Source organism: Vibrio sp. CyArs1, assembly GCF_022432925.1.
GTDB classification, from domain to species: Bacteria; Pseudomonadota; Gammaproteobacteria; order Enterobacterales; family Vibrionaceae; genus Vibrio; species Vibrio mediterranei.
Map to the genome: position 1 here is coordinate 77332 of NZ_JAKRBO010000004.1, position 14244 is coordinate 91575.

10 protein-coding genes and 1 tRNA gene are annotated in these 14244 nt (G+C 45.3%); all 11 read right to left on the reverse strand.

Going from position 1 to position 14244, the window contains the following annotated elements; genetic code table 11:
- Positions 1-17 precede the first annotated feature (17 nt).
- A complete protein-coding gene (locus MMA19_RS13680) occupies positions 18-1988 on the reverse strand; it encodes a beta-N-acetylhexosaminidase (protein ID WP_240206467.1) in 1971 nt (656 codons plus the stop codon).
- Positions 1989-1997: 9 nt separating this feature from the next.
- On the reverse strand, positions 1998-2876 hold the full coding sequence (locus MMA19_RS13685) for an N-acetylglucosamine kinase (protein ID WP_239920161.1): 879 nt from the start codon (positions 2874-2876) through the stop codon (positions 1998-2000).
- Positions 2869-4590, reverse strand: a complete 1722-nt coding sequence (locus MMA19_RS13690) for a glycoside hydrolase family 9 protein (RefSeq protein ID WP_240206468.1) — start codon at positions 4588-4590, stop codon at positions 2869-2871. Before MMA19_RS13690 ends, MMA19_RS13685 begins: the two co-directional genes overlap by 8 nt.
- A gap of 53 nt (positions 4591-4643) precedes the next feature.
- The gene (locus MMA19_RS13695; protein ID WP_240206469.1) at positions 4644-5636 is read right to left on the reverse strand and encodes an ABC transporter ATP-binding protein; all 993 of its coding nucleotides are present in this window, start codon (positions 5634-5636) and stop codon (positions 4644-4646) included.
- A gap of 52 nt (positions 5637-5688) precedes the next feature.
- Complete coding sequence (locus MMA19_RS13700; protein ID WP_006075060.1) at positions 5689-6678, reverse strand: ABC transporter ATP-binding protein; 990 nt, start codon at positions 6676-6678, stop codon at positions 5689-5691.
- A 2-nt stretch (positions 6679-6680) separates the two neighbouring features.
- The gene (locus MMA19_RS13705) at positions 6681-7706 is read right to left on the reverse strand and encodes an ABC transporter permease (RefSeq protein WP_006075061.1); all 1026 of its coding nucleotides are present in this window, start codon (positions 7704-7706) and stop codon (positions 6681-6683) included.
- A gap of 2 nt (positions 7707-7708) precedes the next feature.
- Positions 7709-8695, reverse strand: coding sequence for an ABC transporter permease (locus MMA19_RS13710; RefSeq protein ID WP_006075062.1), 987 nt, complete (start codon positions 8693-8695; stop codon positions 7709-7711).
- A 149-nt stretch (positions 8696-8844) separates the two neighbouring features.
- Positions 8845-10527 carry an ABC transporter substrate-binding protein gene (locus MMA19_RS13715; RefSeq protein WP_240206470.1) on the reverse strand — a complete coding sequence of 561 codons (1683 nt, stop codon included), beginning with the start codon at positions 10525-10527 and terminating at the stop codon, positions 8845-8847.
- 693 nt (positions 10528-11220) lie between these two features.
- The gene (locus MMA19_RS13720; protein ID WP_006075064.1) at positions 11221-11916 is read right to left on the reverse strand and encodes a VC0807 family protein; all 696 of its coding nucleotides are present in this window, start codon (positions 11914-11916) and stop codon (positions 11221-11223) included.
- 241 nt (positions 11917-12157) lie between these two features.
- A tRNA-Ile gene (locus MMA19_RS13725) sits at positions 12158-12233 on the reverse strand.
- A gap of 141 nt (positions 12234-12374) precedes the next feature.
- Positions 12375-14225 carry an RNA polymerase sigma factor RpoD gene (gene rpoD, locus MMA19_RS13730; protein WP_006075065.1) on the reverse strand — a complete coding sequence of 617 codons (1851 nt, stop codon included), beginning with the start codon at positions 14223-14225 and terminating at the stop codon, positions 12375-12377.
- Between the last annotated feature and the right edge of the window lie 19 nt (positions 14226-14244).

Consider the following 14244-nt stretch of genomic DNA (forward strand, 5'->3'; position numbering starts at 1 on the left):
ATATCCTTATGGGGAAATTAAATTCTATCGTTGTTATTGTTGTTCGTCTGGAGATGCGCGTTTTCAGTTTCCTCGATCTGAGTCCAAGGATCGCGATATTGAACACCTTGGCGTTGCAACAAGCTAAGGTGAGCTTTCAGTCTTGCTAAAAATGCGCTGTAGTTTTTTCGATTCTCTGGACACCAAGTAGTCTCTGCTAGAGCGAGTAGTCGGGGGAATATCATGTAATCTAGGCGTTGCTGGTGGCTGACTATTTCAGTCCACAGCGCAGCTTGCATGCCTAGTATCCGTTTTTTGATTGGGTCATCAGAGCTCAGCTCAGAGAGAGGTTCATATAGGTAAGCTTGCTCCAGTGTGATGACGTTTGCCCAATCAACACCAGGTTCTGTTGGGCAGTGATCTTGTGCCATATCCAGATAGGTGGTTTGACCCGGCTGCAGTACGACGTCATAGCCGAGTTTGGCGCAGTTAATAGCTGCTTCTTCGCTTAGCCACGAGTATATGACCGTGTCTTTGCTAACTTTGTGTCCAAAGTGTGCTTCTTCCCAGCCCAGCATGCGTTTACCCAGAGACTTCAGTTTGTCTTCAGCGTAACGGAGTAAATGACCTTGCAGCTCTTTAGAACTGCTGTAGCCGTGAGTCTCCATTAAAGCTTGGCAACTTGGGCTTTTCTCCCAAACACCCACAGGCACTTCATCTGCACCAATATGAACGTAAGGAGCAGGGAATAGCTCGCTAATCTCTTCTAAGACGATATCAAGGAAGCGATATGTGCCATCGATACCTGGCGACAGCGTATTGTCGTTGTAATGTTGGACACTGCGGTAGATAGAGCGGTCATCAGGATCAACCAGCATATTTGGCAATGACTTGATGGCGGCACGGCAGTGACCTGGAATATCGATTTCGGGAATCACTTGGATGCCGCGTTGTGCTGCAAATGAGACGACGTCCTTAATCTCTTCTTGGCTATAAAATCCGCCATAACGCTGATTGATATGATGGAACTGAGCCTCAAGGGTTTCATTTGGGCCTCGCCAAGCGCCAATCTCAGTAAGCTCAGGTAGCGCTTTTATTTCAACACGCCACCCTTCATCATCCGTTAAATGCCAATGGAAGGTATTCAATTTATAATGAGCAAACAGGTTGATAAGGCGTTTGATCTCTTCAACCGGTTGGAAGCTACGCGCACTGTCTATCATCATTCCACGATAAGCAAAACGAGGTTTATCATGTATTTGGCAGAAAGGAATGTAGAGAGTATGGCGCGCCACATCAAAATCCATCAATTGAATTAAGGTCGCTGCACCATAAATAAAGCCAGACTGACTGGTTGATTCAATGACCACACCGTTATCATTTACGATCAGCTTATATTCTTCAGGATCCAGTACTGGTGAATGCCTAAAATGAATATCTTGCTGACCAATAGACTTGGATTCGATACTGAACAAGCGAGTTACTTCTTCGGCTAACCAATTGGCAGCAGATTGAAACTCACCATTGTCGACGGTTATCTGACTATAACGAGTTAGCTCATAGACACCACTATTAAAGTTAGCTGACATCGGCTCTGGAATAAGCTTATGTCTTGCTGCTTTGACGCTAGGTACTTCAGTTGGTTGGTCGATCGCTTCTTTCAACACAATAGGTGACACAGATACCGTGCACTGCGTACCGGAATCTGTGGTTAGGTACGCTTCTTTTATACCATCAGAGAGCAATTTGAATGGTGATGTAGAAATAGCAAACTCTACGTAGCAGTGGTTGTTGGCATAAAGTGGCGTGTTATTTATCGATAAAGAGCAGAGACTGCCTACTTGCTTCAGCGTTCCATGAGATAAACTGGTTTTCTCAATATGCCTGTCGAAAGCAAAATTGAGTTGCCAATTAGCCACGCTTTTTTCAGAGAGATTGTGCAGTGTAAGCCCAAAACGGCTGCCTTTGGGTAAGATTTCAATCACTGCTAAGTCGATACGAAAGTCCATAGATATACCTCAATCGTAAAGATTGTGACTTGGCTGTCCTGCCATCATCAACGCACCGTCCATTGCGTCTCCTTTTGGAGACACTATCCAACGTTGCGCTGCTGGCGATAACCAATCAAAAATACGTTCGGCAATACTGCCCATTAAACAGATGTTTTCTGCCCCACGTTGATGCAAGGCGGTAAGAAACATCTCAATATCACTGGCGGTTTGCATCAGTAATTTTTTTGCAAGAGGATCATTGAGATAGGCATACTCAAAAATCTGTGGTGAAAACTGACCGTAATCTCTAGGCAAGGCGGTCTTTGACCATTCAACAATATTGTCAATGTCATTGTTAAAATGCGTCATTACGATGTCGGCCAAAGGAGAAGAATCCAAAATACCGTCTTGAATAAGCAACACATCTTGAATCAACCTTAGCCCCATGATAGCGCCGCCTCCTTGGTCAGAAATCGGAAACTCGCGCCCACCAACGACGTGCTGCGTTGTACCTGAAATAAACAGACCAACAGAGCCTGTGCCCGCTATCATGATGGCGCCATCTTTGCCTTCATGAGCGCCCAAACATGCACCGTAGCCGTCGGTATTTAAAGTGATACTGGCAAATGGATGCGGGGCTGATAGGAAAGCGAGGTAACTGGCTTTATGCTCTGCGCCTGCTAGTGCTAGACCCACGTCGACTTGGTTAAAGTAGGAGTTATCCAAACCACCTTGTGTCAGCGCAATGGAGATCGCTTCAATGATTGAGGTTAAAGCAACCTCAGCACCCAACATGATATTGGCGCTACCACTTTTGCCTTCACCGATAATCGTGCCATCTTTATCTAGAACTCTGGCGCGACACGAGGTGCCGCCCCCGTCGATCCCCGCGATGAATCTAGCCATGATGCTCACCTTTGTTATCGCTATGCTGTAGTGCCACGGCCAACAGATACCATGCAGCATGAGGAATCCACTGCTCACCCCAACGCCAGTTTTGCAGCATGTCGTCTTTTTGATTTCTGGGGTTAAATGCAATATCTCGTTCATCGTCAAAGCCGCCAGTAATGCCGTTACAGATACCGCCATGGGCATTGAAAAATCCTAGCTGCGGTAGATAATCGGGGTTATTAAAACCGTAACCGTCTAACATACACATGTCATAAGGGTTCAACCCTAATATCCAGTCGAGGCAGTGAGTAGCATAGCTCTCTAGCTGTTGCCTTAATGAACTGTCCGAGACTACGTCCTTGGCAATCAAAGCCATGGATGCGAGAGAAGCAATACGGGCATTTTCACCTTGCCACCAATATCCAGATTCGTTGTTATGTGGAATGAAAAAGGCAGAGCGTTTCGGCTCATCAACACCTTTTACATACTGTCTTGGGTAGCTAAAGGGGTTAAATAGTTCAGCGGTTACTGTTAGTTCAAATTGACAGGCTTGTGTGACTAATTGCGCGAAACGTTGCTGACGTTCAAGGTTAGTTTCAATAGCGAGATATTCTGCTAATGCAATGACAGGTAATCCAGCTTCAGCAGCGTGGTAAAACGGGCGAGAACCGTCACAATCACTAGACCAGAAGAAATCGTAGTTGTCGTCGGCTTTGGCCCGCAAGGCTAATGAGTCCGCCCAGATTCTCGCTTGATCTAAATAAAGCTCTTCACCGCTCGCTTTATAAAGCTCGACCGTCGCCAGCAGTGCACAGTACTCATCAATGATATTAGCAATGCCGTCGTTGAGATATTGCGTATTATGTTCTTGTAAGTGCCAATAGCCTTTTCGGGCTAGCTCAATAAAATTCGCTGCTTGGGAACAGGTGGCCGACTCAGATTGGCTCGCTTTGGCAAGAGCGGCAATAGCGATGCCAGCACCTTGTCGAAAACCCGCTTGATAGTCTTGTTTCTTGTGACCTAATTGAGTCTCGTAGGCACAGATATCGCGCTGTTCGACATCTTTGCTCCACTTATCAAATACGGTCATGTAAAAGTAACCGTCGCTATGTTGCATGCGAGCAAGAAACTCGGCGCCGTAAAGCGCTTCCTCTTGTAAACGTGCACGCACAAAATTTGGAGTGTCTTGTTGTGCGAACAGGATATCGTCCGCTTTCAGCATATTCCAAACCACCATTGGAGTTTGCTGTGGATTGAGGTAATTGGCGTAGGAAAGGTGGCTTAGATATTTACTGACATCTCCAGAAGCATCATACCAACCACCGTGCACATCGGCGGTGTCATCGCTGCCGATAATACGCGCTTGCTTATCGTGCTCATCGAATTGTCCACCGCAGCGTTGAGATTTGAAATAGTGAATGACATCAGAAAAACTGCGCGTTAATAGGTTATGTTCTTCAATCACAAAATCATGAGAGTGAACGGACTGATAGCGAAGGTAGTAACGTCCCGCCTGCTGATACTGACTGAAGTCGATAGTAAAAAACCCCCCACAATGCCAGTTGTCGACAGATTGTCCGCCTTCGAGTGTGAGCTCTAGAACGGTGTTTTCAGAATACGCATCAACTAAATATGCAGTCGTCACTGGATGATGTGGATCAGTACACATCAACACTGCGCGTTTCGCATTGTTTACCTGATAGCCAATATGATTAGTGAGCAATTGCATCGTTTTTTCATTCACCTGTCGAGAAGAAGCGCTCCCATTACAGGAGCGTTTAATTAGTTTTCGTAGAGATAACAACGTACAAAATGGTTGTCGGCGAGTTTGGTTACTGGCGGCAAGGCTTCCGTACATTTACTGGTTGCGTGTTTGCATCGACCCGAAAATGGGCAACCAACGGAGGCTGGTGTCCAGAGTGGAATCTCGCCTTTATTACCTTCTAGCTTCTCATGAATAGATTTCTTTGGATCCGGTACTGCAGAAACAAGAAGTTGGGTGTAGGGATGTTGAGGGTTGGCGATGACCTCATCGGTATCGCCCCATTCCACCATATGGCCGACGTACATCACCGAGATATCTTCTGCGATATAGCGAGCTGTTGCGATATCGTGAGTGATGTAAAGCAATGACATTTGTTTCTCAAACTTCATCTCTTCCATCAGGTTGAGAACGCCAGCGCGAATCGAGACATCGAGCATAGAAGTTGGCTCATCAGCCAGTACCACTTCTGCTCCAACCGCAATATTCCTTGCTAAGTTGACACGCTGCCTTTGACCACCTGAAAGTTGATGAGGGTATTTGGCTGCGGTTTCTTTAGGTGGAATTAAGCCCACTTGATCTAGCAGATCGTATACTCGCTCTTCTAGCTCTTTTTTGTTGCTTTTCGACACCTTATTGTGGATCAGCAGTGGACGCGCAATATGATGAAAGATCGTGTGTGTTGGGTTTAATGAACCGAACGGATCTTGCCATACCATCTGCACGCCTTCGCGGTATTTCATCAACTCGCTGCGCGCTTTGATCTCTTGAATATCACGGCCGCGATATTTAATTTCACCACCACTTGGGGCATACATTTTGGCGATCATTTTTGCCGTTGTTGATTTGCCAGAGCCTGACTCACCAACCACCGCAAGGCCGCGACTTTTGTACATTTTGAATGAGACGTCATTGATAGCACGCATCATTGGTTGTTTTAGCGTATTACTGTTTATTGCGAAATCTTTGACAACATTTTTGCCTTCAATCAGCAGTTCACCATAGTTGCTCATAATGTTTCTCCAGAAATTCCTTGTATAACTTGCTCAGTTCGTTGCTGGTTGCTTATGACAACTCTTGCGATACAGCGATGGTGTCGCCATATAAGTGGCAGTTAGAAAAACGGTTCGGTTCAATTTGGCGTAACTTCGTTGGTACGCGGGTACACGTTTCATGGACACGATCGCACCGTGCTTGGAAGCGGCAGCCTTGTGGAATCTCCAATAGGTTTAGTGGATTACCTGGAATGCCCGTTAACTTGGTTTTAGGACCTGTTAAAGGAGGGAATGAACTTCCCAGTCCTTTTGTGTACGGGTGGTAAGGTGAATCTAAAATCTGTTGTGAAGGGGCAACTTCAATAAGCTCACCGGAATACATGATCCCAATGCGATCTGAGAACTCCACCATAAGTGAAATGTCGTGGGTGATGAACAAGATCGAAAATCCAAACTCCTCTTTGAGGGCATAGATCTTTTGCAGAATCTCACGCTGTACAACCACATCAAGCGCAGTGGTTGGCTCATCCATGATGATCATTTTCGGGTTGAGGGCGAGTGCAATCGCAATCACCAAGCGCTGACGCATACCACCAGAAAACTGGTGCGGGTAGTCGTTTAGACGGCTCGGATGAATATCAACAATCTCCAATAAGCCTTGAGCACGTCTTACGGCCTGTTCACGAGTCATATTGGTATGGCGCATAATAACGTCACAGAACTGCTCTTCCATGGTAAGTACAGGGTTCAAAGCATTCATGGCGCTTTGGAACACCATAGACATTTGGCTCCAGCGGAAGGTTTGCATACGATCATCACTGTATTGAAGGATATCTTCGCCATTGAAGATCACTTCTCCACCTGAAATAAACGCGGGTGGCTTGTGCAAGCGCATTAGTGAGAAGGCAACGGTTGATTTGCCACAACCAGATTCCCCTGCAAGACCAAACACTTCGCCTTTACCGATATCGAAACTAACATTGTTGCACGCTCGAACATCGCCTGCCTCAGTGATGTAATCTACGCACAAATTGCGGACTGAAATTAGTGGTTCTGACATGATTAACGATCTCCGCTCCAAAGTGCATTTTGTGGCGCGACTTGTACTTCGCGTTCCTGTTTGTCTTGTTCTGCGATTTTCTTCCAGCGTTTAAGGCCTTTGTGAGAACGAAGTTGCGGGTTGGCAATTTCATCGACGGCAAAGTTAAGCAGTGCTAAGCCGGTAACAAGAAGAGTCAACGCGATACATGGAGCTAGAATTTCCCACCATGCGCCAATCAGCATGGCTGAGGAAGTTTGTACGTTATAAAGCATGATGCCCCAGCTGATGGTATTTGGATCGCCCATTCCCAAGAAAGAGATAATGGCTTCCATCAAGATGGCGTAAGACACTGAGCCGATGAAACTTGCACCAACAATTGAGATTAGGTTTGGTAGCAGCTCAACAAAAATGATGCGTAGTCGTGATTCACCAAGTACTTCAGCTGCTTTTACAAACTCTTTTTCTCGAAGTGATAAGGTTTGTGCACGAATAACTCTTGCTCCCCATGCCCAAGAGATAGAGGCAATAACGACCGCGATGGTCATTGGCCCCGCTTCACCAACGAAGGCGGCAACAACAAAGAGAAGAGGCCAGGGCGGAATCACCAGCATGATGTTCATTGCCGAGGTCAGTACACTATCAACACGGCCGCCAAAGTAACCCGCGGAAATTCCGATTACCGTGGCTAACACGCATACGATTAGGCCAGCACTAAAACCCACCATCAGTGATACGCGAGCGCCGTAAGCTACTTGAGACCATACATCACGCCCCATACGTGTGGTTCCCAATACATGATCTGCCTTTTTCGACATGAGTAACGTTCTACGATCATCCGCTAGATTTTGCGCTACCCAGCCGTCTGGGTTAGCTTGTGCTAACTTAACCACCGCTGATGGGTATTCGTGAGGGTTACCAGTACGTTTGTCTGGGGCATGTTTGGTGACTAATGGCGCAGCAATGGCCACAAACATAAATAAGCCAATGATAATAAGTCCAATGCGCGCAGTGGTGTTACGCCAAACTAAAGAGAGAAAACCTTTCATGACTATTTGCCTCCTTTGCGTAGACGTGGGTCTAGCACGACATACAACATGTCTGCAGCTAAGTTAAAGAACAGCATAAAGAGCGTCATAATAAGAAGTTGTCCTTGCAGTACTTGGTAGTCACGAGCATGAATCGCATTTAGCATGACACTGCCAAGCCCTGGATAGTTGAAGATGATTTCGACAATTAACTGACCACCAATCGCCATACCTAACGCCATGGAAAGCGCGGTGACACTTGGTAGGAGCGCGTTACGCGCTGCGTAGTTGAATACTACGCGGTTTTCACTTAAGCCCTTACCGCGAGCCATGGTGATGTAGTCTTCTCCCAACAAGTTGATCATGTTGTTACGCATGTTCACTAGAAAGCCGCCGATTTGAATGATTGTGGCGCAGAATAGGGGAAGCGCTGCGTGATAAAGCATATCTTTGATAAATGCCCAGCTTGTCCATTCAGGAATGGTGCCTGGGGTATACGCATAGCCCGTAGGAAACCATTTCAGGCCTATCGCAAAGATGAACATAGCTAACATGGCAATAACCACAGGTGGAATCGCCTGAATAATGAGCATTCCAGGGGTAACGAATGTGTCGAAACGAGAACCGCGCTTCCAAGCTGCGAAAATGCCAAGAACCGAGCCGATAGAGAAAGACATCACGACAGCGGTGCCCGCCAGAAACAGTGACCAACCGAATGCGCCGCCTAACAGCTCACTAACTGTTAATGGGAAGAACTGAACCGAAACACCAAGCTCCCAACTTAAAATGTTCTTCATGTACGTTAGATATTGAACGAATAAATTACCGTCAACAAAGCCCAGCAGCTCTCTCATTGCTGCAATACGCTCCGGTGTAATTTGCACCGTTGTATGGGCGAACATCATAGTGACCGGATCGCCCGGCATCGCCCTTGGAATAATAAAGTTGATAGTAGCCGCAACTAATAGTGCTACTGCATATAATGACAAACGTCTTAAAAAATAACCCATAACTCACACCTTAATTACCCAGCTTTTCCTTGGCTGGCTACGCCGCCTCCAAATTAGAGACGAGCAATCCCCTGACGACGAGCGCCAAACATCAAATAGACATAGAGAGGGGAAGAAAGCGGTACGGATGTACCGCTTTTAGTTTGTGTTTACTTAACTGGTTTTAGGTCCAGTACGTGTAATAGACGCTCTGGAATACCTGCCCAGATATTTGGACGACCTTTAGGATTTTGCTCGTTCCACCAACCCGCAAAACGAGTGGTGTTGTATTGGTACATGTAAGCACCTGACATCACTGGAATAGTGACTTGGTCTTGAGCAATGATCTTCTGGATGCCATGAGCAATTTCTAGCTGCTCATCTTTATCTGCCGTCTTGTAGAAGCTATTTAGCAAGTTATCTAGCTCAGCATTTTTATAGAAGTGCATTGCAAAGCGAGGCATACCGTCACCAGCTTGAAGCGTTGAGTTATAACCAGAGTTCCAATACGTGTATGGATCTGCACCGTGGAAGTAGTTGGTATAAGCGACGTCGTAGTTACCTTCTAACATTGCTTGATTATAAACAGAGAAATCAGGCGTACGAGCTTTGGCTTTGATGCCCGCTTCAGCTAGTTGCTCTACAGCAAGTTGAACCGTGTTGTTAAAGTCTGTCCAGCCGTTCGGTGATTGGATAAAGAGCTCAAATGATTTACCTGATGGAGTGTCTACAAAGCCATCGCCATTCACATCTTTAAAGCCTGCTTTTTCTAGCAATGCTTTTGCACCGTCAACATCGTAGCTGTTGTAGCTTTTGTATTTATTGTGAATCGCTTCGTCAGACCAAGTGGCGAATGCGTAGCCAAGGCCAGAAGCGAAGTCATTCACAGTACCGCCGCCATAGAAGGCGATGTCGATGATAGTTTGACGGTCAAGAGCCATTGAGAATGCACGACGGAAGTCGACGTTAGTAAGGGCTTCTTTTTTCGCAGCATCATGGTTTTTGAAGTTAACAACAAATGCTTGTGTACCCGCTGGTGGATACCAGTATTGATGGTTTGGAGAAGCGGCAGCATAAGTGCGGTCGATGTCAGGAATGAACGATGATGTCCAATCCATTTCTGAGTTAACAACTTTGCCTAGGAACTGGTCGTTGTTAGCAATTTGTGGAACACGCAGACAATCAACCTCTAGGTTGTCGTTGTCCCAGTAGTTAGGATTACGACATTGAACGTATAGCTGTGGAGTGAATGTATCGATCTCAGTAAATGGACCAGAACCTACAGGATTTTCGTTAGTGAAGGTCGTTGGGTCTTTAACGTCTTTCCACACGTGCTCAGGAACCACTGGCACTTTAACAATCTCGTATGGGACGTTAGAGTTTGCTTCTGTTAGATAGAACTTCACTTGGTAGTCATTCAGCTTTTCAACTTTCTCTACCCAAGAGTTGATGCCGCTTTGGTCTAGTGCTGGATTTTGCTGCACTAGATTGAATGAGAATAGAACATCATCGGCGTCGAATGTTTCACCGTCAGACCATTTCACGCCTTTGCGGATATCAAAGGTCACTGTTTTTAGGTCATCAGACATTTTGAAGCCTTCAGCCAAACGGAATACTGGTTTGTTGCCGTGCATTTCGTTGAAAACAACTAAAGGTTCGAATAGGAAATCTGTCGTAGTGTGTAGGTTGGTCGCACCCAGATAAGGGTTAAAGTTGCGTACAAAAGTGTTGAACTCTTTCGGGTGGATGGTCAGTTCGCTGCGTTCCGCTGCGACGGTAACAGAGCTAAAGCCTGTTACTGAGGTTGCGATAATTGCTGTCGCTAGTGCTGTTTTTTTAATATGCGCAAGCATAGCTATTCCTTACTATTTGCTTTTGTTTCACTGGAAGGTAAGCCTACCTTCCTCACATTGTGCTAAAGCCTACCTCTTAATATGTGTCCTAAAGAGTGGCCTGTAGGCCTTAGGCGTTATTAAGAAAACACCTTAAAAGATAATTTATCAATTACTGTTCCCGTTAAAAACGTCAAAATAGTATTTTGACACGTCAAAAACGTCAAAAACCGATAGTTGTGAGTGTTTTTTAAACAGGTTTAGTGGTGGGTAAATATCACGTTTTTAAGTGGTAGTAATATGGTTTGTTAGTGGTTACAAACTAGATGAATCTTTATTTATATGGCCTTGGTTTGGTTTTAGATTGGCTGTGACTGTGATCACTAGGTGAATTTAGACGTTAATTTTTAATGGAAAATTGAGTGGGCTATTTGTTGTGATTACTATCGCAAATTGATGAATAATCCATTTTTCGGCCGCCCTTATCGCGACGAATCCACTCAAATAGATTCGATTAATATGTTTCTTGATACTTAATTTACGACGAGAAAATTAAGTGTTCTGCTCAACAGATGCTTTAGATTTACGTGGTCACTGGAGATTTAAGTAACACCAACAAAGAGAATTTTCGAACAGCAGAGGACTGCTTCTGTATGTGAGGGAAAGTCTGTGTAAATGTGCCTGAGAGAAAAAAGACTCTCAGGCGTTGGAGAATTATTCGCTATGGAAGATCTGCTCGGTCTCTAATGACGTCATTTGTCTGATTTGGCGCCACAGGTAGTAGAAGATGCCAACCATCATCAACATACTTGGAATAGCGATGATAGGGTAACTATAAAGTGTGAGCTTACCAAGCTCCTCGTTAAATGCAGGTGTTCCTGCTGGGCTAGTAACAATCCATGTTGCTAAGAAATAGTTCATTGCTGAGGAAAAGGCAAAAGTACTCGCAAATAAGTAGTTTGAGGAGACTAAGCAACGTTCGAAGCCTTCGGTATTACCATTCTCATTCAAGCGCTGTTTGATTAATGACAGATTAAACACGCTGTCATTCAGAATCATCTTTTGCATGAATGGGTAACGAGTAAACGTTGAGCCTAGTACCGCTAGACCGATTAGGCCAGGAATCAGGGCTTCTTTAAAGGCCAACCAGCGCGTGTCTAGTTCTAATAGGCCTATACCACCAGTCAATAGGACGCTCACGAAGCCTAGCGCAGCGATAAAGTTAAACTTATTATTGCGGATTAGGTCCATGCCACCGTACACGACAGGGAAGAGTAAAGCGACAACCAACGCCATGGTCGTCCCGAGGTGTTCATCACCGCTGAATTTCATCAAAATGAAGGACGGGATGAAAACGTTAAATAGGATTTCAAATAGGGGATTCGACTTTTTAGCCGTCGTGTTATTCATAATATCTTTCAGACTCTACTTTATTGACTGCTAACTACACGTTGCAAGGCAGTGTTCAACGCCAAGAAGCAAGTGTAAAGCGTTAACTGGTGAAGTTATGTAACGATATATTAACTAGCAGGGTTTCGATGCTCATTTGATAACGTTACTCGCTTAGCGTATTGAGTGCTAGCAGTAATTGTTTAGTACGACTGAAAAACGAAAAAGGCGCATGGATTTCTCCATGCGCCTTCTCTAAATTTGGTGGCCCCTCGCAGACTTGAACTGCGGACCAATCGATTATGAGTCGACTGCTCTAACCACTGAGCTAAGGGGCCGATAGGTGGATGATTATAGGGGAAGGGACGCTGGGTGTCTAGACGCAATAAGGGGTAATTGCGCTTGCTTTTTAATCACTTAAACCGCATAAAACAAAAAAGGTGAGCTAGTGCTCACCTTTTTGCTAAATTGCTTACGAATTACTCGTCAAGGAAGCTGCGCAGGGTCTCTGAGCGGCTTGGGTGACGCAGTTTACGTAGTGCTTTCGCTTCGATCTGACGGATACGCTCACGCGTTACGTCGAACTGTTTACCCACTTCTTCTAGAGTGTGGTCAGTATTCATGTCGATACCGAAACGCATGCGTAATACTTTTGCTTCACGAGGAGTAAGACCTGCTAGCACGTCTTTAGTCGCCACTCGTAGGCTAGTCATTGTTGCTGAATCAACAGGCAGCTCTAGAGTAGTATCCTCAATGAAATCACCTAGATGCGAATCTTCGTCGTCACCAATTGGTGTCTCCATAGAGATAGGCTCTTTAGCGATTTTTAGTACTTTACGAATCTTATCTTCCGGCATTTGCATACGTTCTGCCAACTCTTCTGGAAGAGGCTCACGGCCCATTTCTTGAAGCATTTGGCGAGAAATACGGTTCAGCTTGTTGATCGTTTCGATCATATGCACTGGAATACGGATGGTACGAGCTTGGTCTGCGATAGAGCGAGTGATTGCCTGACGGATCCACCATGTCGCATAAGTTGAGAACTTATAACCACGGCGATATTCAAACTTATCTACTGCCTTCATTAGACCGATGTTACCTTCTTGGATCAGATCCAAGAACTGTAGACCGCGGTTAGTGTACTTTTTAGCAATCGAAATTACGAGACGTAAGTTCGCTTCAACCATCTCTTTCTTCGCACGACGAGCTTTCGCTTCACCGATAGACATACGACGGCTGATGTCTTTGATGTTTTGAACAGAAAGCGATGTTTCTTCTTCAATGATGTCTAGTTTTTGAATCGAACGACGAATGTCATCTTCGTAACGTTTGATTTTCTCTGCGTAAGGCTTGTCAGAGGCAAGTACTTCATCTAGCCAAGCTTCACTTGACTCATTACCAGTAAAGACGGCAATGAAAGACTTCTTAGGCATCTTGCCGTATTCAACAGCTTGACGCATGATCAGACGCTCTTGAGTACGTACACGATCCATAGAAGTGCGCAATTCGTTCACTAGGTGATCAAATTGTTTTGGTGTCAGACGGAATTCTTTAAAGACTTCTTGGACCAACTCATGTGACTTAGCCACCTGTGGGCTGTCGTAACCATATTCGTTGATAACCAGTTGAAGGTCTTGATAGCTATTGCGAAGCGCTGTGAACTTCTCTAGAGCAAGTTCAGGGTCGATACCTGTATCTTCTTCCTCTTCCTCACTATCGTCATCTTCATCAACGTCTTCGTCGTCTTCGTCTTCCAGATCTGCTTCAGAAAGCTCAGAACCGATGTGAGTCGCCGTTGGCGCTGTCGTTTCTTCTTCGTTTGGATCGACGAAGCCTGTGATTACGTCGGTAAGGCGAAGCTCTTCAGCTTGAACCTTGTCAAACTGTTCAAGAATATAAGGGATAGTGCCTGGGTATTCAGCTACAGAGCTTTGAACTTGGTTGATACCGTCTTCAATACGTTTCGCAATGTCGATCTCGCCTTCGCGAGTCAATAGCTCAACGGTACCCATTTCACGCATGTACATGCGCACTGGGTCAGTTGTACGGCCGATTTCACTTTCTACACTTGAAAGCGCTGCAGCAGCAGCTTCGGCAGCATCTTCATCAGTGATGTTGTTGTCATCATTCAGAGCAAGGTCATCAGCATCAGGAGCAGTTTCTACTACCTTAATACCCATGTCATTAATCATCTGAATAATATCTTCTACCTGTTCAGAATCGACGATTTCTTCAGGTAGGTGGTCATTTACTTCTGCGTAGGTCAGATAGCCTTGTTCCTTGCCCTTAATGACAAGTAATTTTAGCTGTGACTGCGGATTTTGGTCCATAGACGATATCCAACTTAAG

What these genes read in the sequence shown, in the direction of transcription:
- MMA19_RS13680 (WP_240206467.1), bottom strand. Translation starts at nt 1,988, where the DNA reads ATGGACTTTCGTATCGACTTAGCAGTGATTGAAATCTTACCCAAAGGC.
- MMA19_RS13685 (WP_239920161.1), bottom strand. Translation starts at nt 2,876, where the DNA reads ATGGCTAGATTCATCGCGGGGATCGACGGGGGCGGCACCTCGTGTCGC.
- MMA19_RS13690 (WP_240206468.1), bottom strand. Translation starts at nt 4,590, where the DNA reads ATGCAATTGCTCACTAATCATATTGGCTATCAGGTAAACAATGCGAAA.
- MMA19_RS13695 (WP_240206469.1), bottom strand. Translation starts at nt 5,636, where the DNA reads ATGAGCAACTATGGTGAACTGCTGATTGAAGGCAAAAATGTTGTCAAA.
- MMA19_RS13700 (WP_006075060.1), bottom strand. Translation starts at nt 6,678, where the DNA reads ATGTCAGAACCACTAATTTCAGTCCGCAATTTGTGCGTAGATTACATC.
- MMA19_RS13705 (WP_006075061.1), bottom strand. Translation starts at nt 7,706, where the DNA reads ATGAAAGGTTTTCTCTCTTTAGTTTGGCGTAACACCACTGCGCGCATT.
- MMA19_RS13710 (WP_006075062.1), bottom strand. Translation starts at nt 8,695, where the DNA reads ATGGGTTATTTTTTAAGACGTTTGTCATTATATGCAGTAGCACTATTA.
- MMA19_RS13715 (WP_240206470.1), bottom strand. Translation starts at nt 10,527, where the DNA reads ATGCTTGCGCATATTAAAAAAACAGCACTAGCGACAGCAATTATCGCA.
- MMA19_RS13720 (WP_006075064.1), bottom strand. Translation starts at nt 11,916, where the DNA reads ATGAATAACACGACGGCTAAAAAGTCGAATCCCCTATTTGAAATCCTA.
- rpoD (WP_006075065.1), bottom strand. Translation starts at nt 14,225, where the DNA reads ATGGACCAAAATCCGCAGTCACAGCTAAAATTACTTGTCATTAAGGGC.